The sequence below is a fragment of the Pseudomonas sp. TE6283 genome (genome assembly GCF_054060555.1).
Genome location: NZ_JBSSDH010000004.1, coordinates 239,770 through 260,293 on the forward strand (window position 1 = coordinate 239,770; position 20,524 = coordinate 260,293).

Annotated in this window: 21 protein-coding genes and 1 pseudogene; 7 read left to right on the forward strand and 15 right to left on the reverse strand. The window is 64.1% G+C overall.

The features are described 5' to 3' along the window. Nucleotides 1-104: 104 nt before the first annotated feature. The 3 genes and pseudogenes from ACVWZ5_RS08400 to ACVWZ5_RS08410 form a co-directional block, all read right to left on the reverse strand. Nucleotides 105-329: pseudogene (locus tag ACVWZ5_RS08400) on the reverse strand (ArsB/NhaD family transporter); the annotation flags it as partial. Nucleotides 330-508: 179 nt separating this feature from the next. Further along, nucleotides 509-889, reverse strand: a complete 381-nt coding sequence (locus tag ACVWZ5_RS08405) for a hypothetical protein (RefSeq protein WP_069017407.1) — start codon at nucleotides 887-889, stop codon at nucleotides 509-511. Nucleotides 890-1,093: 204 nt separating this feature from the next. After that, complete coding sequence (locus ACVWZ5_RS08410; protein ID WP_457340544.1) at nucleotides 1,094-1,558, reverse strand: nuclear transport factor 2 family protein; 465 nt, start codon at nucleotides 1,556-1,558, stop codon at nucleotides 1,094-1,096. Nucleotides 1,559-1,740: 182 nt separating this feature from the next. Here ACVWZ5_RS08410 and ACVWZ5_RS08415 point away from each other — a divergent pair, with 182 nt between their 5' ends. After that, nucleotides 1,741-1,932 carry a hypothetical protein gene (locus ACVWZ5_RS08415; protein WP_028691438.1) on the forward strand — a complete coding sequence of 64 codons (192 nt, stop codon included), beginning with the start codon at nucleotides 1,741-1,743 and terminating at the stop codon, nucleotides 1,930-1,932. Between the two features lies 1 nt (nucleotide 1,933). Here ACVWZ5_RS08415 and ACVWZ5_RS08420 read toward each other — a convergent pair whose 3' ends face one another. The 3 genes from ACVWZ5_RS08420 to dkgB all read right to left on the reverse strand — a co-directional run bounded on the left by ACVWZ5_RS08420 (nucleotide 1,934) and on the right by dkgB (nucleotide 4,761). Then, nucleotides 1,934-2,575: a YceH family protein gene (locus ACVWZ5_RS08420; RefSeq protein ID WP_457340545.1), complete on the reverse strand. Its 642-nt coding sequence runs from the start codon at nucleotides 2,573-2,575 to the stop codon at nucleotides 1,934-1,936. Nucleotides 2,576-2,719: 144 nt separating this feature from the next. Then, the gene (locus tag ACVWZ5_RS08425) at nucleotides 2,720-3,901 is read right to left on the reverse strand and encodes an MFS transporter (RefSeq protein WP_062574441.1); all 1,182 of its coding nucleotides are present in this window, start codon (nucleotides 3,899-3,901) and stop codon (nucleotides 2,720-2,722) included. 56 nt (nucleotides 3,902-3,957) lie between these two features. Continuing rightward, nucleotides 3,958-4,761, reverse strand: a complete 804-nt coding sequence (dkgB, locus tag ACVWZ5_RS08430; protein WP_182324398.1) for a 2,5-didehydrogluconate reductase DkgB — start codon at nucleotides 4,759-4,761, stop codon at nucleotides 3,958-3,960. Between the two features lie 309 nt (nucleotides 4,762-5,070). Here dkgB and ACVWZ5_RS08435 point away from each other — a divergent pair, with 309 nt between their 5' ends. After that, a complete protein-coding gene (locus ACVWZ5_RS08435; protein WP_236248360.1) occupies nucleotides 5,071-5,931 on the forward strand; it encodes an AraC family transcriptional regulator in 861 nt (286 codons plus the stop codon). Nucleotides 5,932-5,996: 65 nt separating this feature from the next. Here ACVWZ5_RS08435 and ACVWZ5_RS08440 read toward each other — a convergent pair whose 3' ends face one another. After that, nucleotides 5,997-6,491 (reverse strand): DUF934 domain-containing protein, encoded by a 495-nt coding sequence (locus ACVWZ5_RS08440; RefSeq protein ID WP_028691443.1) that lies wholly within the window; start codon nucleotides 6,489-6,491, stop codon nucleotides 5,997-5,999. Next, the gene (locus ACVWZ5_RS08445; RefSeq protein WP_062360993.1) at nucleotides 6,475-8,127 is read right to left on the reverse strand and encodes a nitrite/sulfite reductase; all 1,653 of its coding nucleotides are present in this window, start codon (nucleotides 8,125-8,127) and stop codon (nucleotides 6,475-6,477) included. Before ACVWZ5_RS08445 ends, ACVWZ5_RS08440 begins: the two co-directional genes overlap by 17 nt. 217 nt (nucleotides 8,128-8,344) lie before the next feature. Between ACVWZ5_RS08445 and ACVWZ5_RS08450 the strand changes: the two genes are divergently transcribed. Next, nucleotides 8,345-9,421, forward strand: a complete 1,077-nt coding sequence (locus ACVWZ5_RS08450; RefSeq protein ID WP_062574439.1) for an ABC transporter substrate-binding protein — start codon at nucleotides 8,345-8,347, stop codon at nucleotides 9,419-9,421. Nucleotides 9,422-9,739: 318 nt separating this feature from the next. Here the strand turns inward: ACVWZ5_RS08450 and ACVWZ5_RS08455 are convergent, their stop codons facing one another. Beyond that, nucleotides 9,740-9,958 carry a DUF2970 domain-containing protein gene (locus tag ACVWZ5_RS08455; RefSeq protein WP_028691446.1) on the reverse strand — a complete coding sequence of 73 codons (219 nt, stop codon included), beginning with the start codon at nucleotides 9,956-9,958 and terminating at the stop codon, nucleotides 9,740-9,742. A gap of 45 nt (nucleotides 9,959-10,003) precedes the next feature. Further along, on the reverse strand, nucleotides 10,004-10,945 hold the full coding sequence (locus tag ACVWZ5_RS08460) for a LysR family transcriptional regulator (RefSeq protein WP_028691447.1): 942 nt from the start codon (nucleotides 10,943-10,945) through the stop codon (nucleotides 10,004-10,006). A 140-nt stretch (nucleotides 10,946-11,085) separates the two neighbouring features. On the opposite strand from ACVWZ5_RS08460, the gene ACVWZ5_RS08465 reads away from it, so the two are divergent. From ACVWZ5_RS08465 to ACVWZ5_RS08475, 3 genes are all read left to right on the forward strand, one after another. Beyond that, nucleotides 11,086-12,315 (forward strand): acyl-CoA dehydrogenase, encoded by a 1,230-nt coding sequence (locus ACVWZ5_RS08465; protein ID WP_062574438.1) that lies wholly within the window; start codon nucleotides 11,086-11,088, stop codon nucleotides 12,313-12,315. Nucleotides 12,316-12,493: 178 nt separating this feature from the next. Further along, nucleotides 12,494-13,891, forward strand: coding sequence for a PAAR domain-containing protein (locus ACVWZ5_RS08470; RefSeq protein WP_457340546.1), 1,398 nt, complete (start codon nucleotides 12,494-12,496; stop codon nucleotides 13,889-13,891). Further along, the gene (locus ACVWZ5_RS08475; protein WP_084941246.1) at nucleotides 13,884-14,282 is read left to right on the forward strand and encodes a hypothetical protein; all 399 of its coding nucleotides are present in this window, start codon (nucleotides 13,884-13,886) and stop codon (nucleotides 14,280-14,282) included. The genes ACVWZ5_RS08470 and ACVWZ5_RS08475 overlap by 8 nt, the downstream gene beginning before the upstream one ends. A 126-nt stretch (nucleotides 14,283-14,408) precedes the next feature. On the opposite strand, the gene ACVWZ5_RS08480 is transcribed toward ACVWZ5_RS08475, so the two are convergent. Both ACVWZ5_RS08480 and ACVWZ5_RS08485 read right to left on the reverse strand, forming a co-directional pair. Then, a complete protein-coding gene (locus tag ACVWZ5_RS08480; protein ID WP_062574435.1) occupies nucleotides 14,409-15,761 on the reverse strand; it encodes an SPFH domain-containing protein in 1,353 nt (450 codons plus the stop codon). A gap of 170 nt (nucleotides 15,762-15,931) precedes the next feature. Next, nucleotides 15,932-17,344 (reverse strand): purine-cytosine permease family protein, encoded by a 1,413-nt coding sequence (locus tag ACVWZ5_RS08485; protein WP_028691450.1) that lies wholly within the window; start codon nucleotides 17,342-17,344, stop codon nucleotides 15,932-15,934. Nucleotides 17,345-17,737: 393 nt separating this feature from the next. Here ACVWZ5_RS08485 and ACVWZ5_RS08490 point away from each other — a divergent pair, with 393 nt between their 5' ends. Next, a complete protein-coding gene (locus ACVWZ5_RS08490; protein WP_084941241.1) occupies nucleotides 17,738-18,163 on the forward strand; it encodes a GTP pyrophosphokinase in 426 nt (141 codons plus the stop codon). Between the two features lie 6 nt (nucleotides 18,164-18,169). Here the strand turns inward: ACVWZ5_RS08490 and ACVWZ5_RS08495 are convergent, their stop codons facing one another. From ACVWZ5_RS08495 to ACVWZ5_RS08505, 3 genes are all read right to left on the reverse strand, one after another. Continuing rightward, nucleotides 18,170-18,859 carry an endonuclease gene (locus ACVWZ5_RS08495; protein ID WP_096049893.1) on the reverse strand — a complete coding sequence of 230 codons (690 nt, stop codon included), beginning with the start codon at nucleotides 18,857-18,859 and terminating at the stop codon, nucleotides 18,170-18,172. Between the two features lie 6 nt (nucleotides 18,860-18,865). Further along, complete coding sequence (locus ACVWZ5_RS08500; protein ID WP_062574431.1) at nucleotides 18,866-19,108, reverse strand: DUF1654 domain-containing protein; 243 nt, start codon at nucleotides 19,106-19,108, stop codon at nucleotides 18,866-18,868. A 226-nt stretch (nucleotides 19,109-19,334) separates the two neighbouring features. Then, a complete protein-coding gene (locus ACVWZ5_RS08505) occupies nucleotides 19,335-20,423 on the reverse strand; it encodes an asparaginase (RefSeq protein WP_028691454.1) in 1,089 nt (362 codons plus the stop codon). Nucleotides 20,424-20,524 lie beyond the last annotated feature (101 nt).

Here is a 20,524-nt window from a genome sequence, read left to right on the forward strand (position 1 = left end):
GGGGCGCCGATGCTAGGGCGATTCTGGCTACTCGTCCAGTGGGCCGAAGATGATCAGCCCACGGTAGTTGAGCGAACCGATGAGGGCCGGGTGCTTTTGAGCGCCTACAGGCTTTCTCCGGCGTTCAGGATGCCGACCTTGAAGTAGTAGCCCCAGGTGATGCGCATGCCCTTGCGCTCCAGTACGTGCAGGCAGAGCAGGGTGGCGAGGCTGCCGATGGGGGTGATCTTGGGCCCCAGGTCGCAGCCGATGACATTGGCGTAGATCATCGCTTCGCGCACCAGGCCTTGGGCATCGCTGGCCTGGGTCGACAGGGCACCGATGGTCTCGTCGGCGAGGCATTTGAATACCTCGGGGCGTGAGCATGATGATCGTCTATACATATGGAGGGCCGAATATGCGGAATCCCATATGTGAATAGCAAGCCCGTCTGCGCGATGGCAGGGGTGTGGCCCAGGAGAGAGAGGCGAATGTACTGCCTGCCCGAGGCAGGCAGTCTGTGAATTGTTCAGCGACGATAGTAGCGGTGGTCGTCGTCATAGCGATGACGCAGGGCACGCTCGTGATGGCGCTCCCAGTAGCGTTGCCGTTCCATTTCCCGACGGTGCTGTTCCCGGCGCCATTGTTCTCGCCGCCACTGTTCCCGACGCCAGTCGTCGCGGTGGTCATGCCAGCGTTCGTCGTGCCGGTAGCGTTCGTCGTGGGCCAGCAGCGGTGCGGACGGCGTGCTGGCCAGGCTTGGCCAAGGGCGTTCGCTGGCCTGGCGGTCCGCCAGGTCGAGGCTGTGGGCGGGAGGTGTCGAAGTCTTCATGGGGGCGGCGGATGCCGAGCCTGCGGCCACAAGTGCGAACAGGCCAACGAGCAGCAGGCATGGGGCAGGGAAGTTCATGAGTGAAGACAACCTCTGATTGGCAATTGAAGGTGCGTTCGGTGGTTGCTGGAACAACCGTGGAGCGCACTCACCCAATAGACCGGGAAAACGGAAAAAGTTCTGGAGGCTGCGTACGACCTGTCTCGTCTGCTCGGTAATCCCGCTATGTGCCCGCCGGTTGTGCGGGGCCGTTGAGCGGCCCCGCAAATCCGGCGTCACTGTTCAGAAACCGAACTCGCTCAGCCCCGGATGATCGTCCGGGCGGCGCCCCAGCGGCCAGCGGAACTTGCGCTCGGCCTCGCTGATGGGCTGTTCGTTGATGCTGGCGTGGCGGTTGCGCATCAACCCGTCCTCGGCGAACTCCCAGTTCTCGTTGCCGTAGGCGCGGTACCACTGGCCGCTGTCGTCGCGGTACTCGTAGGCGTAGCGCACGGCGATGCGGTTGTCGGTGAAGGACCAGAGTTCCTTGATCAGGCGGTACTCCAGCTCGCGGTTCCACTTGCGGGTGAGGAAGGCCTGGGCCTGCTCGCGGCTGTTGCAGAACTCGGTGCGGTTGCGCCAGTGGGTGTCGAGGGTGTAGGCCAGGGCCACCTTGGCGGCGTCGCGGCTATTCCAGCCGTCTTCGGCCAGGCGTACCTTCTCGATGGCGGTTTCACGGGTAAAGGGGGGCAGTGGTGGGCGGGACATCGTGGTCGTTCCTTGCGGGGAGTGGGTTTGCAGGAGCCAGATTAGACCCATCCCAGGACAGGGAGAATCGGTGCGCCGGGCACTTGAGAATTGTGCCTGGAGGAACAGTCCGGGCGGGAGTGCCAGGCCTGGCTGTCTATAGTTACCGCACAAACTACCCCCAGCCCCACTGGAGCCCACCCATGACCCTGATCAGCCGCGAACCCTGGTGGCTCGTCCCCCCCAAACCCGGGCAGACCGAGCAGGACCTGCACTGGGGCTACCTGGAAATCTACGCCGACGGCCGCACCGTGTTTGTCGACCAGCGCCCCAGCGCGCGGGAGCTGGCCGAACGCAAGAGCTGCCGCAACTTTCCCGACGCCGAAAAGCCCTGAGTCAACCTTCGAGTTGGGCCAGGCGCGCTTCCAGCGCAGACACCCGGGCTTCCAGCGCCTCGATGCGCTCGTCCGCCACGCTGGCGGAGCGGTGGCCGCCGTCCTGCTGGCGGGCGGCGAGAATCGCCTCGATCTCGGCCGGGTCGCCCAGAGCGTGGGTGTAGCGGTCTTCGCGCTGGCCGGCCTGGCGCGGCAGGTGCAGGGCCAGTTCGCGCGAGACCAGGCGCTCGAGCTGGTGCTGGACCTGATCGACGTCCTCGAAGGCGTACAGGCGGTTGCTGCGAGTCAGCAGCTCGCTGAGGGTCTGCGGGCCACGCAGGAACATCAGCCCCATCAGTACCAGCTGCGCCGGCACCAGCTCCAGGGCCTTGTCCACTCTATACTCCCAGCGGTCGGCGCGGCTGCCCATCTGCAGGCGCGCCATCTCCTGGCTTTCCAGGTTGCGCAGGGCCTGGCCGACCTGGCCGGGCGTCAGGTTCATGACGGGTTCGCGGCTGGTCTTCTGGTTGCAGGCCAAGACCAGGGCATTGAGGGTCAGGGGGTAGGTTTCCGGGCTGGTGGCCTGTTTCTCGATCAGCGAACCGAGCACACGGATCTCGATGCTGCTGAAACGGCCTTCGCCGATGGTTTCGTGTTCTGACATGGCCCTGTCTCGTTGCGAGGAAAAGGCCACTAGCCTAGGTAAAGCGTCGGGCTTAAGCAATCACTGCCGCCGTCGCGAGCCGGGCCTGCACGCATCACCCAGGGTATGAGTGATAGCGGAGCCGACCCGCTGCGGCGACAGCGGTCAGGCAGTGCTGCCCAATGCCGGGTCGCTGGCCTTGCCGCGCCCACCCAGCCACACCAGCAGCAAGCCGGTCGCCGCCAGCAGGCCACCGGCCATCGGCACCGCCGCATAGCCCAGGTCCAGGCTGATCACCGCGCCACCCAGGGCGGCGCCGACGGCATTGCCCAGGTTGAACGCGCCCACGTTGATCGACGACGCCAGCCCCGGCGCCTCGGCCGCGGCGGTCATCACCCGCATCTGCAGCGGTGGCACCACGGCGAAGGTGAACACGCCCCACACCAGCAGCGCCAGGGCGGCGCCGACATGGCTGCCCAGTACCAGCGGCATCAGCAGCATGATCGCCGCCAGCGCGCCGAGGAAGATCCGCGCGGCGCCGTCCAGCGACCAGTCGGCCAGCTTGCCGCCCAGGCTGTTGCCGAGGGTGAAGCCGACGCCGATCAGCACCAGGCCGAGGGTGACGAAACTGTCGGAGGCGCCGGTCAGTTCGGCCAGCACCGGGGCGACATAGGTGTACAGGGTGAACATGGCGCCGGCACCCAGGACCGTGGTGGCCATGGCCAGCAGCACGTTGGGGCGGGCGATCACCGCCAGTTCCTTGCGCACATGGGGCACGCTGCCGCGCTCGCCCTTGGGCAGGGCGTACCACAGCGCCGCGATGGCCAGCACGCCGAGCACCGCGGTGCCAGCGAAGGCCATGCGCCAGCCGACCTGCTGGCCGAGCCAGGTGGCGGCCGGCACGCCGCCGATATTGGCGATGGTCAGGCCCATGAACATGGTGGCCACGGCACTGGCCTGCTTGTCCCGGGGCACAACGCTGGCGGCCACCACCGCGCCCAGGCCGAAGAAGGCGCCATGGTTGAGGCTGGTGATCAGGCGTGAAAGGAGCAGGGTGTAGTAGTCCGGCGACAGGGCCGAGAGCAGGTTGCCGAGGGTGAAGATGCCCATCAGCATCATCAGTGCGGCGCGCTTGCCGAAGCGGCTGAACAGCAACGTCATGATCGGCGCGCCGACCATCACGCCGATGGCGTAGGCGGTGATCAGCATGCCCGCGCTGGGAATGCTGGCGCCGACACCATCGGCGATCACCGGCAACAGGCCCATGGGCGTGAACTCGGTGGTGCCGATGCCGAAGGCGCCGATGGCCAGGGCGAACAGCACCCGTTTGGGGGAAAGCGTGCTCATTGGGAGCTCCGAAAAAGCGGTTGAGAACGGGGGTGGGCTTCCATGCCCGGTGCAGATCAGTCCCAGTTCGGCGCCAGGCCGTCCGGGCTGACTTCGCGGCCGTTGCGTTCCAGGGTGGCGATGCGCGCCATGTCGTCGGCGTCCAGGCGCAGGCTTTGGGCAAGCAGGTTGCTGGCCAGGTTCTCACGCTTGGTGGACGACGGGATCACCGCGTAGCCCAGTTGCAAGGCCCAGGCCAGGGCCACCTGGGCCACGGTGGCCTTGTGCTTGGCGGCGATCTGCGCCAGCAGCGGATCCTTCAGCACCTTGCCGTAGGCCAGGGTCATGTAGGAGGTGGTGGTGATGCCCTGCTCCTGGAGGAAGGCAGTCAGCTTGCGGTTCTGCAGGTACGGGCTGAGCTCGATCTGGTTGGTGGCGATCTCGCCCTGGCCGACCACGGCGATGGCCTGGCGGGTCAGCTCGATGTTGAAGTTGGAGATGCCGATCTGGCGGGTAAGACCCTGGTGCTTGGCCTCGGCCAGGGCCTGCATGTATTCGGGCAGCTCGACGCCGTTGCCTGGTGCCGGCCAGTGGATCAGCAGCAGGTCGACATGGTCGGTGCGCAGCTTGGCCAGGCTCTCGCGCAGGCTGGGGATGAGCTTGTCGGCGGCGTAGTGGTCGACCCAGATCTTGGTGGTGATGAACAGCTCGTCGCGCGGCACACCGCTTTCGGCAATGGCTTGGCCGACTTCGGCCTCGTTCTTGTAGATCTGCGCGGTGTCGATGGCGCGGTAGCCCAGCTCCAGCGCCGACTTGACCGAATCGATGACGGCCTGGCCGGTGAGGCGGAAGGTGCCCAGGCCGAAGGAAGGAATGCTCATGGATCTGCTCCTGTCGAGTGAGGGGATCGAAGCCCGGACAGTGGGGTGCGGGTTCGAACGAGTGAGCGCAGTTTGCGCCGTTCGGCGGGATTGATTAAGACGCCGGTGAGTCAAGGTCCTTTGACTTGGAGTCATGAATGGGAGGGTGGGTTGTGATTGGTGGCTAGGCAATAGGGGTATCAAGCAGGGGGATGCATCCGGCATCATGGCAAACCTGCAGGTGGTTGTGATTGAGCAAATGCGGCTAGGCAGGCCCGAGCGCGGATCGACGAAGCTGTGGCCTGCCGTATTTCCAGGAGCACACTGACCTTGCCCGTCAACGTTCATTACAAGACCCGCTTCGACGCCGTGCTCGCCTATATCCAGGACAACCTGGAAGGCGACCTGTCGGTGGAGGCCCTGAGCGCGGTGGCGCACTTTTCGGTGTTCCACTTCCATCGCCAGTTCAGCGCCTATGTGGGTGTGCCGGTTGCCCGCTACGTGCAACTGATGCGACTGCGTCGCGCGGCCCACCGGCTGCTCGGCCAGCCAGGCCACTCGGTGCTGGCGGTGGCGCTGGAGGCGGGCTTCGAAAGCCCGGAAGCGTTCAGCCGGGCGTTCCGCCGGGCCTTCGGGCATGCGCCCAGCGCGTTCCGCCGCCGGCCTGACTGGCAGGTATGGAATACGGTGTTTGCCATTCCTCATTTTTCCAGGAGCATCACCATGCAGGTACGAATCGTCGATTTCGCCGCCGTGCGCCTTGCCGCGCTCGAGCACCGTGGGCCGGCCAATCGGGTCAGCGAGACTGTGCGCCACTTCATCGACTGGCGCATGAGCAGCGGGCAGTCGCCCGTGGCCAGCAGCCGCAGCTTCGGCATTCCCTACAACAACCCGGACACCACGGCGCCGGAAGACTTCCGCTTCGCCATCTGCGGGGAAATCCACGAGGCGGTGGCGCCGAACGCCCAGGGCGTGCGGGAGTCGAGCCTGCCCGCCGGGCGCTGCGCGGTGGTGCGGCATGTCGGCTCGCCGGACCATATCGGCGAGACGATCTATCCGCTCTACCGCGACTGGCTGCCGGCCAGTGGCGAGGAATTGCGCGATCATCCGTTGTTCTTCCATTACCTGAGCATCTACCCGCAGACGCCGCTGGAGCAGTGGCAGACCGATATCTACGTGCCGTTGCGCTAAAGCACGGTCGGCCCCAAACGCAACAGCCCGCCGATTGGCGGGCTGTTGCGTAGGGCCAGGAGCGATCAGCGGCGGCGGAACAGCGGCAGCGGCTCGTCAGTGGCGCCCTGGTAGGTCACCGAGAAGTCCTTCAGGCTCTGCAGCGCGTCTTCCGGGTCCTTGTCGGCACGGATGGCGAACGCGTCGAAGCCACAGCGGGCCATGTAGAACAGCTGGTCGCGCAGCACGTCGCCGATGGCGCGCAGCTCGCCCTTGAACTTGTAGCGGTCACGCAGCAGGCGCGCGTTGGAGTAGTTGCGCCCGTCGGTGAAGGCCGGGAAGTTCAGGGCGATGACCTGGAAGTGCTCGACGTCTTCGCCGATTTCCTCGGCTTCCTCGTCGCTGTCCAGCCAGATGCCCAGGCCGCCGTCGCGGGCCTTGAGCAGGCTCGGATGGTCACGCCACAGCTGCAGCGGCACGATGTAGTCGTCGCAGTTGGTCAGCTCGTCGATCGAGACGTCCTTGGGCAGCAGGTGCCAGGTTTCGTCGACGATCTGGTTGTTCTTAATGATTCGCTGCATAGACGCGTTCCTTGAAGGGGTCGATGCCGATCCGCTGGTAGGTGTCGATGAAGCGCTCGTCTTCGGTGCGCTGCTCGACGTACACATTGATCAGCTTCTCGATCACGTCGGCCATGTCGTCCTGGGCGAAGGAGGGGCCGAGGATCTTGCCCAGGCTCGCGTCGCGTGCGGCATTGCCACCCAGCGAGACCTGGTAGAACTCCTCGCCCTTCTTGTCCACGCCAAGGATGCCGATGTGGCCGACGTGGTGGTGGCCGCAGGCGTTCATGCAGCCGGAGATGTTCAGGTCGAGCTCGCCGATGTCGAACAGGTAGTCCAGGTCGTCGAAGCGGCGCTGGATGGACTCGGCGATCGGGATCGACTTGGCGTTGGCCAGCGAGCAGAAATCCCCGCCCGGGCAGCAGATTATGTCGGTCAGCAAGCCAATGTTCGGGGTGGCGAAGCCTTGCTCGCGCAGTTCCAGCCACAGCGCGTGCAGCTGGCGCTGCTCGACGTCGGCGAGGATGATGTTCTGCTCATGGGAGGTGCGCAGGAAACCGAAGCTGTAGCGCTCGGCGAAGTCCGCGACGGCGTCGAGCTGCTTGTCGGTCAGGTCGCCCGGGGCGACGCCGGTGGGCTTGAGCGACAGGGTCACGGCGACGTAGCCCGGCTTCTTGTGCGCGCGGGTGTTGCGCGAGCGCCAGCGGGCGAAGCCTGGGTGCTCGGCGTCCAGGGCGCTGTAGTCGACGTTGTCGAGGGCCAGGTACTCGGGGTCGACGAAGTGGCGGGCAACGCGCTGCACCTCGTCCTCGGTCAGGGTGGTGCTGCCACCGCGCAGGTGTGCCATCTCGGCCTCGACCTTCTCGGCGAACACTTCCGGGGTGAGGGCCTTGACCAGGATCTTGATCCGCGCCTTGTACTTGTTGTCACGGCGGCCGTAACGGTTGTACACGCGCAGGATGGCATCCAGGTAGCTGAGCAGGTCCTGCCAGGGCAGGAACTCGTTGATGAACGAGCCGATCACCGGGGTGCGGCCCAGGCCGCCGCCGACCAGCACGCGGAAGCCCAGCTCACCTGCGGCGTTGCGCACCGGCTCCAGGCCGATGTCGTGCACTTCGATGGCGGCGCGGTCGTCGCTGGAGCCGTTCACGGCGATCTTGAACTTGCGCGGCAGGTAGGCGAATTCCGGGTGGAAGGTGGTCCACTGGCGGACGATCTCGCACCACGGGCGCGGATCCACCAGCTCGTCGGCGGCGACACCGGCGAACTGGTCGGTGGTGACGTTGCGCAGGCAGTTGCCGCTGGTCTGGATCGCGTGCATCTGCACCGTGGCCAGTTCAGCCAGGATTTCCGGGATGTCTTCCAGCGCCGGCCAGTTGTACTGCACGTTCTGGCGGGTGCTGATGTGCGCGTAACCCTTGTCGTAGTCGCGGGCGATCTTCGCCAGCATGCGGGCCTGGCGGGCGTTCAGCTGGCCATAGGGCACGGCGACACGCAGCATCGGCGCGAAACGTTGGATATACAGGCCGTTCTGCAGGCGCAGAGGGCGGAATTCTTCTTCGCTCAGCTCACCGGCCAGGTAGCGGCGGGTCTGATCACGGAACTGCTTGACGCGGTCCTCGATGATCCGCTGATCGTACTCGTCGTATACGTACATATAAGTCCTGTCTCAGGCTAGCATGCAGCTAATCGCGCGCACGGCCGCGCACTCCAGGTCGGAGCCGAGGCACGATAGCAGAGTGGGTTTATGCGCTAAAGTGATGTTTTTGCATATGAAAAGAACCATTTGGACTAAGTGAGACTGACTGGCATTTGTCCGCGCCGGTACATCGCGGCGCTATAATCCGGGGTTTGCTCCGCAGGGAAGTATCAGCATGCTCAAGGCCTTGTGCCAGAGCCTGTGCCTGAGCCTGCCACTGGCAGCGAGCGCACAGGCAGCGTCCGTGGTGTTCCTCAACCCGGGCTATTCCAATGAGACGTTCTGGGTCGATTATTCGCGCTTCATGCAGGCCGCCGCCCAGGACCTGGGCATGGCCTTGCGCGTGCAGTACAGCGAGCGCCGCGCCGACCTCGCGCTGACCCAGGCCCGCGAAGTGCTGCAAGGACCGCAGCGCCCGGACTACCTGGTACTGGTCAACGAGCAGTATGTCGCGCCAGAGATCATCCGCCTGTCACGGGGCACCGGGGTCAAGCTCTTCCTGGTCAACAACGGCCTCACCGACAGCCAGGCGCACAGCATCCAGGCGCAGCCCGACAAGTATCCTGAAGTGCTCGGCACCCTGGTCAGCAACGACGAGGAGGCCGGTTACCAGATGCTCAAGGCGATGGTGGCGCAGGTGCCGACTGACGCAGGGCCGGTTGACCTGCTGGCCTTCGCCGGGATAAAGACCACGCCCGCCTCGCAATTGCGGGTGCAGGGCATGCGCCGGGCGCTGGCGGAGTCCCCCCAGGTGCGCCTGCGCCAGGTGGTGTATGGCGGCTGGCGCCGCGAACGCGCCTTCGAGCAGGCGCAGATGCTGCTGGAGCGCTACCCCGACACGCGCCTGGTGTGGTCGGCCAACGACCAGATGGCGTTCGGCGCCATGCAAGCGTTCGAGGCCCTGGGCAAGGTGCCGGGGCGCGATGCCCTGTTCAGCGCGGTCAACAGCTCGCCCGAGGCCCTGCGGGCGCGGATCGACGGGCGTCTGAGCGTGCTGATGGGCGGGCATTTCACCCTCGGCGGCTGGGCCATGGTCATGTTGCATGATGACGCCCAGGGGTTGGCAGTGGGGCGCGATGGCCAGCGGGAACATAGCGTGCCGGCCTTGCAACTGATCGACGCGGACAAGGCCCGGCGCTGGCTCAAGCTGCTGGAACAGGACAACCACGGCATCGACTTCCACCGCTTCAGTGCCGAGGGCAGGCCGACGGACTTTCGCTACCCCTTTCTCACGTCACCCGTCGACTACTGAAAACCCCTGCTTGAGGGAAGGGCATTGCTGGACTTAACTGCTGCTTGTGAAGTGCATTCCCATAACCACTACAAGAGGCAATGCAATGGGAAACTCTACCAAGGTCCGCAAAGCTGACAGCAGTGTCGATGCCTGGGCGATCCTGTGTCTGATCGTGCTGGTGGTGGTCACTGCGGTGTATTGGGTCAGCCATCAGTAGCGCAAAACTGCTCGAGACCGTGAGTCACGCCTGAGCCGCCCGCGGAAGGGATATCCGCGGGCGGATTGCGTTTGGGGCGGCTCCTACAGGGATTTGTGCAGGGCCTTGCCCTCGCGCGGCTAGCGCGCCGTCAGGTGCAGCGCCAGCTGCACCAGGCCAATCAGCACGAAGATGAAGATCAGCGTGAACAGCGTTCCCATCACGATGAAATGGCTGGCCTTGCCGTAGGTGAAGTCGCGCGCGCGGTTCTTGCCGCTCTGCACGCCGAAGGCGGCGGCGAGAATGCTTTGCAGCATCTGCCAGAAGGTCGGTGGCTTGCCGTGTTGGTGGTCGTCCATGAGTGGCTCCCGGGTTCAGAGGCAATCCCCCACAGTGTAGGCGACTCAGGCCGAGGCCATGGACGAATCCGCCTGCTCCTGCTCATCCTGGGCCACCACCCGTTCGCACAGCTCGATGATCTGCTCGCGCATCCAGCGGTTGGCCGGGTCCTGGTCGGTGCTTTCGTGCCAGTACAGGTGGGTCTCCAGCGCCGGCACCTCCACCGGCAGCGGCTGGTGACGCAGCTGATGGCGGCGGGCGAAGCGCTCGGGCACGGTCATCACCATGTCGGTCTGCTGCAGCACCTGCGAAGCCATCAGGTAGTGCTGCGAGCGCAGCGCGACACGGCGCTGCACGCCCATCTTGCCCAGGGCCAGGTCGACATAGCCCAAGCCGTTGCGGCGGCTGGAAATATGGATGTGGGTCATGGCCAGGTAGCTGTCCAGGGTCAGCTTGCCGTCGGCCTGCGGATGGCCGGGGCGCATGGCGCAGACGTAGCGGTCCTGCATCAGCTTGACGTGGCGCACCTGTGGGTCGGTGTTCAGCGGCGCGTCGACGGCGAAGTCCAGGCGCCCGGCGGCCAGTTCCTTGGTGGTCTCGCGGCGCTTGCACAGGAAACTCTCGATCACCAGTGCCGGGGCCAGGCGGCGCAGGCGCTGGAACAACGGCGGCAGGATCACCGCCTCGGTGAGGTCGGTCATGCTGATGCGAAAAGTCTTGCTGGCCTGCAGCGGGGTGAAGATGCGGCTTTCCTGCACCGAGGTGCGCAGCAGCGACAGCGCGTTGCGCACCGGGCCGATGATGTTCTGCGCCATGGGCGTGGGCACCATGCCCTGGGCGGTGCGCACGAACAGCGGATCGTTGAAGGTCTCGCGCAGGCGCGACAGGGCGTTGGACACCGCCGGCTGGGTGATGCCGACGATCTGCCCGGCGCGGGTCAGGTTGGCTTCGGTGTAGATGGCGTCGAAGACGATGAACAGGTTGAGGTCGACCTTGCTGAGGTTCATGGGCGCCGCTCTTTGTTGGAATTATCGGGTGATCATATATTGGTTATGAATGTTTATACACGTAGAAAATAGACTAGGTGGATGAAGGGTGGCTGTTCTAGGCTCAGGCCCATGTTCTTCATTGACTGAAGGTAGCCCCGATGGATTTCGCCTATTCGCCCAAGGTCCAGGCACTGCGCGAGCGCGTCAGCGCTTTCATGGATGCATACGTCTACCCGGCCGAGCCGGTGTTCGAGCGCCAGGTCGCCGAGGGCGACCGCTGGCAGCCCACCGCGATTGTCGAGGAACTCAAGGCCAAGGCCCGCGCCGAGGGGCTGTGGAACCTGTTCCTGCCGGAATCGGAGTACGGCGCGGGGCTGACCAACCTTGAGTACGCGCCACTGGCCGAGATCATGGGCCGCTCGCTGCTGGGGCCCGAGCCGTTCAACTGCTCGGCGCCGGACACCGGCAACATGGAGGTGCTGGTGCGCTACGGCAGCGAGGCGCAGAAACGCCAGTGGCTCGAGCCGCTGCTGCGCGGCGAGATCCGTTCGGCGTTCGCCATGACCGAGCCGGACGTGGCCTCCTCGGACGCCACCAACATGGCCGCCACCGCTGTGCGCGACGGTGACGAATGGGTGATCAACGGCCGCAAGTGGTGGACTTCCGGCGCCTGCGACCCGCGCTGCAAGGTGATGATCTTCATGGGCCTGTCCAACCCGGACGGCCAGCGCCACCAGCAGCACTCGATGATCCTGGTGCCCACCGACGCAGCCGGGGTGAAGATCGTCCGCCCGCTGCCGGTGTTCGGCTACGACGACGCGCCCCACGGCCATGCCGAAGTGCTGTTCGAGAACGTGCGCGTGCCGTATGAAAACGTGCTCCTCGGCGAGGGCCGCGGGTTCGAAATCGCCCAGGGCCGCCTCGGCCCAGGCCGGATCCACCATTGCATGCGCTCGATCGGCATGGCCGAACGCGCCCTGGAGCTGATGTGCAAACGCTCGGTCGAGCGCACCGCCTTCGGCCGACCCCTGGCGCGGCTGGGCGGCAACGTCGACAAGATCGCCGACTCGCGGATGGAGATCGACATGGCCCGCCTGCTGACCCTGAAGGCCGCCTACATGATGGACACTGTCGGCAACAAGGTGGCGCGCAGCGAGATCGCCCAGATCAAGGTGGTGGCGCCCAACGTTGCGCTCAAGGTGATCGACCGGGCCATCCAGATCCATGGCGGGGCCGGGGTGAGCGGTGATTTCCCGCTGGCGTACATGTATGCGATGCAACGCACCCTGCGCCTGGCCGACGGGCCGGATGAAGTGCACCGGGCGGCGATCGGCAAGTATGAGATTGGCAAGTATGTGCCGAAGGAGATGTTGCGTAGCGGGCACTGAAGAGCATCGTGACCCGCCCGCTCAGGTTCGGCTGCACGCCTGAGCAGGCTGGTTACATGTTTGGTTTTAAGACTTTTCTCTTGTCAGAGTAGGAAAAATCTCTTTCGCTTTTTCTCGGGTAACGGGGCGAACTTCATTTGTTAGGTTCTTGAGCTTCCAGCGCAAAAGGAACCTGCACATGTATCGCGTCAGTCTTGATGGGAAAGGCCAGGCAGTAGATGGTGATGTGACCACCACGGGTGCAATTTGCATTGCCAGCGGTGAGAGTTACATCTGTGATGGGCGAAAGGTCCTGCGGGTCGGGGACTCGACTACCGAATGTCCGCTCTGCTGCCAACCTGGCGTCGTTGTAGAGGGCTACCTCGGGTGGATTTCCGACGGTCAGCCACTGGCGACGGATGGTTCCCTGGTTGCCTGTGGTTGCCCGAACGGCAGTAACAGGGTGGTTGCTCCTTTGGGTGGAATGGCGACGTCCAGTCATCCCATGCATGGCAGGCAGACAAACGCGGCGACGGCCCCCGGCGCCCGCACTCTCCATACCCCAGCCAACGCACAGATGTCTGGCGCCATCGCGTCTGCGCAAGTCGGGTTGGAACCCGGTTTTCATATCGTTCCCCGCAGCATGTCCGGCCCCCAGGTACTGGCTCAGTTGTTGGCGCAGGACAGCACACTGCCTATTGCACGCATCCAGCGCCTGAACCCTACCTTCGAGCAAGGTTTCAAGGCCGGTGAAATCTTCGTCCTCGGTGACCCCGACAACCACCACGCCTGCACCCGCGAGGAAGCCGACCTGATGGCTGCGGCGCAGCGGGCGCGGGAGGCACTGGCTGTGCTCGACGAGCAGGAGGCCAACTTCATGATGCAGCACATTGGCGAGGTCGCCGGAGTGCTCAATGGCGCGAGTCAATCCATGGGCGTGGGCAAGGACATGCTGTCGCGAGGGCTGGGGCAGGTTGGGGATACGCTCAAGGGGCTCGAACGCCTGCATCAGCGCGAGTTCACCTTGCATGGTCATCTCAATAGTCGGCAATTCTTCGAATCACGTCGAGCGCTCTATCAGCAGCTGGATGCTCAGCTGCGTAGTGCGTTTCTGGGCAAGTACCTGAACGTTGGGGGGCATGAAAGCCTGCGTAAGAGCTTGAATATCTCCACCAAAAGCCTTGTTCATCACTGGTCCAAGGCTGGTGCGCCGGGGGCGATACCGGGGTATGCGACGCATTTGGATGAAGTGGCGAAGATGTCGAAGTATTTGAAGTATGGGGGGCATGTGGCGGTGGGCTTGGGGGCGACGTCTTCTTACATGAAAATCTACGAAGCTTGCCGCGCCGGGGAGACTGAAGAATGTAAACGTGTCCGGTATACCGAAACCGGTAGCTTTTCAGGGGGGGGCGCGGGAGGTATGGCCGGTGGCGGTGTCGGAAAACTCGCCATTAAAGCAGTCTGTGGTTTTGGACCATGGGGACGGGCCACCTGCGGGATCGCAGTAATCGGCGCATCTTCCCTCGGTGTGGGGAAACTCGGTGAGTTCTTAGGGGAAGGGGCAGGCGAGTTACTGTATGAGGTTGTTTATGATTGATTTGAGCTGGTGGCCTGTGGAGTTGAGGATAGTGTTGCTACTCACTCCTTTCATTATTGTGCTGACCGGGCTTGCAATTCAGTTGCATATCGCAGGCTCGCGCCATTTCCAGGTGATGTGCGAAGCATTGCAGCGAAGCGAAGGTCTTCGCGAAGAGCTGAAAAACGGTGGCGCGCTGACGCTAAAGTTTCGACTGATGACAGTGTGTGCCATGACGGCCGGCATGTTCTGGCCTAAGTTAAGTATTCGTCAGGGGTGGCTGAATCCGGAGGATAGTCGCGATTTTCCGGTCTACCTGAAAAGGCGCATGAAGCTAGGTATGTACTGCATTCTGATCGCTGTTGTCTGGATGGCTTTCGTTGCTCTCCTGGTGCAGTTCAAGCGCGTCTGATGTTTCTATTTGCATAGCCGGGTTGTGCGAACGTTGCCCATCGCAGATGCTCATGTCGGTCCGACAAGCCAGCCCCGCATTGGGAGTTTCAGGTACCAATGCGGGGCCCGGTGGCCAGGTGTTTACTCAAGGCGTCTTGAGGTCCAGCACCAGATCCTTCGCTGCCTTGGTCGCGAGCACGCTCATCAGTTTGCCCATCTCGTCCTGACGACCAAGCCCCGCGTCGGAGCCTCCCATCATCACGCTGGGCACCGGTGCCTTGGCCGCCGCGTCGGCCCAGGCGCGGTTGATCTGCACCAGGGCATCGAGCTTGGTCTGCAGGGCGCCGTCGGCCTTGAGCGAGGCTTCACGTGCGTAGGCTTCAGCGTCAGCAGTGATCTTGGTGGCCTCGGCGTTGACCTTGGCTTTGTCACGAAGTAACTCGGCCGTTTGCTTGTCGATCTCGGCCCGGCGTTTTTCACGCTCGGCATTGATCAGCGTGAGCTGCTTCTCGGTCTCGGCTTCGGTGGTGCGTTCGATCTGCTGACGCAGGCTCTCCTGGCGCTTGGCCTCGACGTCCTTGGCACCGCGGGCGGAGACCAGCTCCTTTTCTTCCTCTTCCTTGAGTCGGTTCTGTCGGGCCACGGCCAGCTCCGCCAGCGCCTGCTGCACCCTCACCATGCGTTCCTGGTACTGGGGGTTGGGGTCGATGTGTGTCACTCGGGCATCGACGACCTCGACGCCGAACAGGCGGAACTGCTGTTGCTTGCGTAGTTCCTGGCCGTCCTTGTCGAGTTTTTTCTCGATGACGAAGCGGGTCGCGGAGTTGTCGCCGAAGCTGCCCTGGTCGGTGCCCGACTGGAGTATCGCGGTCTGTGCCGGCAGGTTGTCGCGCTGCACGCGAATCTCCTTGCGGCTGGTCAGGTACAGGCCGTTGCGCAGCTGGTTCTCGAACTCGGCGCCGAAGTGGCTGCGGTTGCCGGCGTAGTAGTCATCGGCGCTCATCAGCGAGGCGGTGGCCTGCAGGGTTTCCTTGACGGCGGGCAGCAGGGCGCGCTGCAGGAAGTTGTCGGGGGTTCGGTACTCCTGGGCAATCTTCAGGAAGGCATCGCCCGAGGGCAGGCGGAACTGGGTGCTGAACTCGGCCTTGGCATCGACGTTGCCGAGGAACACGATCGGCAGGTTTTCCAGGATCACCGAGGGTTGTCCGCCACGGTTGTCCTCCTGATTGTCCGCCCGCAGGGCGGACTGGACGCCAATGGTGCGCCGCCAGACCGTGCTGCGGCCAAACCACTTGGTCGCGTAGCCGACGTCCTCGACCACCTTTTCCTCGCCGAAGATCGTGCGCACGTGGGTCATCTGGCCCGCTTCGTTGTAGAAGAACACTTGGTTGAACACGGCAGCAATGGCGCCGAGGGCGAGCACCGTCAGGATGATGGCGGCAATCAGCTTGCGTTTCTTGCGCAGGATCGTGAAGTCGGGGGCCGGCAATTTTTGCATGGGACACTCCTTGTGCGGGAGGTGCGTATGCTCGCCAAGGTGTTTTGCCTGGAGTAATCAGCTGGGTCCACTTGCTTTGTAGGACGTTTCTGGGTGAGCGGTGAGCATGCCTGGCAAGGGCAGAAGACCCGCCGTGGCGGGTCTTCCTGTCGATCATCAGCCCGGCGGATTCAGACCCCCGCCGCCAGCTTTGCACTCACCTGGCGACGGCGATACGCGCTGTCGCGAGTGGCCAGCCACCAGTACAACGGCGAGGTGATCGCCAACCCCACCAGCCACGACAGGTCGGCGCCATTGATGTGTACGGATACCGGCCCGACATACAGCGGCGTGTTCATGAACGGGATCTGCACCGCGATGCCCACTGCGTAGGCGATCAGCGCCTGGGGGTTGTAGCGGCCGTAGATGCCGCCGTCGACCTTGAAGATCGAGTCGATGTCGTAGTCGCCCTTGTGGATGACATAGAAGTCGATCAGGTTGATCGCCGTCCACGGCACCAGCACCACCAGCAGCACCAGCACCATGTCGACGAAGTGGCCGATGAAGTCCGCCGAGGCGAACACCGCCACCACGCAGCAGGCGGCCAGGACGATCAGCGACAGCACGGCGCGGCTCTTGGCGGTGGGGATCCAGCGGTAGGCGAAGGTCTGCACCAGGGTGATGATCGACAGCACCGCGCCGTACAGGTTGAGGGCGTTGTGGCTGATCACGCTGAGCAGGAACAGCACCAGCATCAGCGGGCCGAGGGTGCCGGTGGCGAGCTTGACCGCGTCCATGGTGTCCATCCCGGCCGGGATCGCCAGCACCGCGACCGCGCCGAAGATGAACGACAGGCTCGAGCCCAGGGCCGAGCCCAGGTAGGTGGTCCAGAAGGTCGAGGACACCTTGACGTCGGCCGGCAGGTAGCGCGAGTAGTCCGACACGTAGGGGGCGAAGGCGATCTGCCACAGCGCCGCCAGCGACACGGTGGCCAGCCAGCCGGCCAGGTTGAAGCCGCCGCGGGTGAGGAAGTCGTCGCTCTGCACATGGCTGAAGATGTAGCCGAAGCCGACCACGATGCCGATGCCCAGCACCCAGGTGCCGATGCGGTTGAGCACGTGGATGAAGCGGTAGCCGATGATGCCGATGATGCCCGAGCCCAGGGCGCCGATGACGATGCCCACCGGCACCGGCACGCTGTCGACCACGCCGTGCAGCGACTTGCCGGCCAACACGATGTTGGAGGCGAAGAAGCCGATGTACATGACTCCGGCGATCACCACCACCAGCAGGGCGCCGAGCGAGCCGAACTGGGCACGGCTCTGGATCATCTGCGGGATGCCCATCTGTGGGCCCTGGGCCGAGTGCAGGGCCATGAGCACACCGCCGACCAGGTGGCCGACGAGGATGGCGACGATGCCCCACACCAGGTTGAGGTGGAACAGCTGCACGCCCAGCGCGCCGGTGACGATGGGCAACGGCGCGATGTTGCCGCCGAACCACAGTGTGAACAGATCCCTTACCTTTCCATGGCGGTCTTGCGGCGGCACGTAGCCGATTGTGTGTTTCTCGATGAGGGGTGCCGAATTGGCTGCACTGGTCATGACTGACTCCAAGGCAAGGTGGGGCATCGGGGGAAGCCCGGGTGCGTGCCGGCAAGGGGCGACGCGTTCTTGTTGGAGCGATGATGCGGGGTGGGCGGGTATCGAGAAATTAGTAAATTTGTGCTCATGAACCTTAAAAAACCTAAGGCTGGCAAAAGGTTAAGCGGGGGACGGCAGCAAGGAGGATGCCAGGTGGCCGGAGGCCTTGGGGGGCGGGGGCTGCACAGCGCCTTCGGGTCGTGAAAGGTCCATTGTGGTGCGCGCTGCGCAATAACCTGGCACTGGCTGCGTGGGTGATCACGCGGCACGTCCGCTCCCGTTGGCAGTCCGCTGCAGTGAGGGCGCACAGCGGCTATGCTGTCTAGTGCGGGGGTTCAAAGAGGGGATGACTTCATGGCGACGCTGGAGCGGGCCATCGCGATGGCCATCAAGGCACATGAAGGGCAGTTCGACAAAGGCGGTGCGGCGTACATCCTCCACCCGCTGCGGGTGATGGAGCGAGTGATCACCCCGGAACAGCGCATCGTCGCGGTGCTGCACGACGTGCTGGAAGACACCCCGCTGACCCTGTCCGACCTCGCCCGCGAAGGTTTCCCGCTGAAGATCCTTGCCGCGCTGCTGGCGCTGAGCCGCCGCGAAGGGGAGAGCTACGAGGCCTTCGTCATCCGCCTGGGCGTCGACCCCCTGGCGCGCCAGGTCAAGCTCGCCGACCTGGCCGACAACAGCGACCTCTCGCGCATTGCCCATCCAGGCCCGGCCGACCTTGCCCGGCTTTGTCGCTACCAGCAGGCCAGCGCCTACCTGCAGACGCTGGCCTGACCCTGCTCAGCCACAGGCCTTGAGATTGACCGGCCCGACAAACTCGTTGCCACGACCCATCACGCATGCCACCTGCTGGTTGCGCTGCAGCTCCCAGGCCTGCGGCGGGTAGGTCTTGTTCCAGGCCTCGAACAGCTGGCGGTCCTGCTTGGACAGCCTCAGGTCATACTGCTTGCTCATATAGAAGTAGGTGCGCGCGATCATCCCGCGGATCGATGGGCGCGGCATGACCTTCTTGGCCTTGAAGTCGACCTGGGTCAGGCAGCTGCCGTACTGGCCATGCTGCTCGGGCAGCCAGCCGAAGCTGAAGTTGCTGCGGTCGCCGTTGACCTCGCCAATGCTCGGCACCAGGTTGTGCAGGTCGGCCTCGGCGCGCTGGTAGACCTTGTCGTGGCGCGTGCAGTTCTTGCGCCCGCCATCCTGCCAGCACTGGCGCTGGTGGCCGATCTGCCAGGCCGGGACGATGTGCTCCCATTCGATGCGCGAGGCGCGGTTGAGGTTCTTGCGCGGCGCGTAGCCGCAGGAGGCCAGGTCGACCTTGTTGCCCTTGTACTTGCAGCCGCAATAAAACTCCGTGGACTGCGGCGCGTACAGCTTCCAGGCGACCTTCTTGGCCTCCTGGAAGGTGCGTGGGGCGTCAGCGTGGGCGAGGGGGGCAAGCAGCAGCAGGCAGGCGGCGAAAAGCGAAACTCTCATGCGCGGTCAGTCTTCCTTCGGCACGGTCCAGAAAATCTGTACGCCGCCATCGTCGCGGTGGGCGAGGGTGACGTTGTCGTTCTCGGCGATTTCCTCGAGCAGGGTTGCCCAGTCGTCGGGCGACTCGTGCTCCAGGCGGAAGATCAAGGCGGCGCGGCTGCGCTGGGCGGTGGGGCTGTTGATGATCTTCTGGATGCGCTGACCCAGGAGTTCATAACTGCTTGGCGACGCGGAGGCGGGTTGGGCCACGGGGCTTTTCCTTGTTTTGCTGTATGCGCATACAGTATTTCACTGTAAGCCGTTTCGCAACAGCAGGTAGGATGAAAGCCGTATAAGACCGTGGTAGAGGGATTGGTTCCATTGAAAGCATCGCGGGGTCAGCCCGCTCCCACAAAGTCGTTGCAGACTTGTGGGAGCGGGCTTGCCCCGCGATAGGGCCGGTATGTTCAACACACCAGCCCGAGGCGCAGGCCGATCAATATTCCCAGAAGATCCGCTGCAGCTCCTTGCTGTCCTGAGTCTTGGTCATCGCGACCATCGCCAGGATCCGCGCCTTCTGCGGGTTCAGGTCGTGGGCCACGACCCAGTCGTTCTTGTCGTCAGGCTGTTCGGCGTTGCGCAGCACGAAGCCGCCCTGGTTGACGTGGGACGAACGGATGATCTGCACGCCGTCCTTGCGCAGCTCCTGCAGCGCCGGCACCACGCGCGACGATACCGAGCCATTGCCGGTGCCGGCGTGGATGATCGCCTTGGCGCCACCCTGGGCCAGCGCCTTGTAGGCGGTGTCGGTCACGTTGCCGTAGCCGTAGGCAATGTCCACGGCCGGCAGCTTGCTGATGGTCTTGATGTCGAACTCGGAGTTGACCGTGTGGCGCTTGGCCGGCAGGCGGAAGAAGTACGACTTGCCTTCGACCACCATGCCCAATGGGCCCCACTGGCTCTTGAAGGCTTCGGTCTTGATATTGACCGCCTTGCTCACGTCACGACCGGACTGGATCTCGTCGTTCATGGTCACCAGCACGCCCTTGCCGCGGGCGTCCTTGCTGCTGGCCACGGCCACGGCGTTGTACAGGTTGAGCATGCCGTCGGCGGACATCGCGGTGCCCGGGCGCATCGAGCCGACCACGATGATCGGCTTGTCGGTCTTTTCCACCAGGTTGAGGAAGTAGGCGGTTTCTTCCAGGGTGTCGGTGCCGTGGGTGATGACGATGCCATCGACGTCCTTGCTGTCGGCCAGTTCGGCGACACGCTTGCCCAGCTTGAGCAGGTCGTCGTTGCCGATGCTCTCCGAGGCGATCTGCATCACCTGCTCACCGCGCACGTTGGCCAGGTCCTGCAGCTCCGGCACGCCGGCGATCAGCTTGTCGATGCCCAGCTTGGCGGCCTGGTAGGTGGCGCTGTTGGCGGCACTGGCGCCGGCGCCGGCGATGGTGCCGCCGGTGGCCAGGATCACCACGTTGGCGAGTTTCTGTTGTTGCGCGGCTTCCTTGGCGGAAACGGTGGTCGGCAGTACCAGTAGCAGCGCCAGGGCGCTTGGTGCGAAGGTCTTGATAGCGGTTTTCATCATTTCTGCTTCTCTCTTCCTGGAGGAGATGTGCGTTATGTCGCACTGGGATAAGGCAGATTTCGTACCAGCAACTACCGTTCGTCGAATTTCATCTTGAA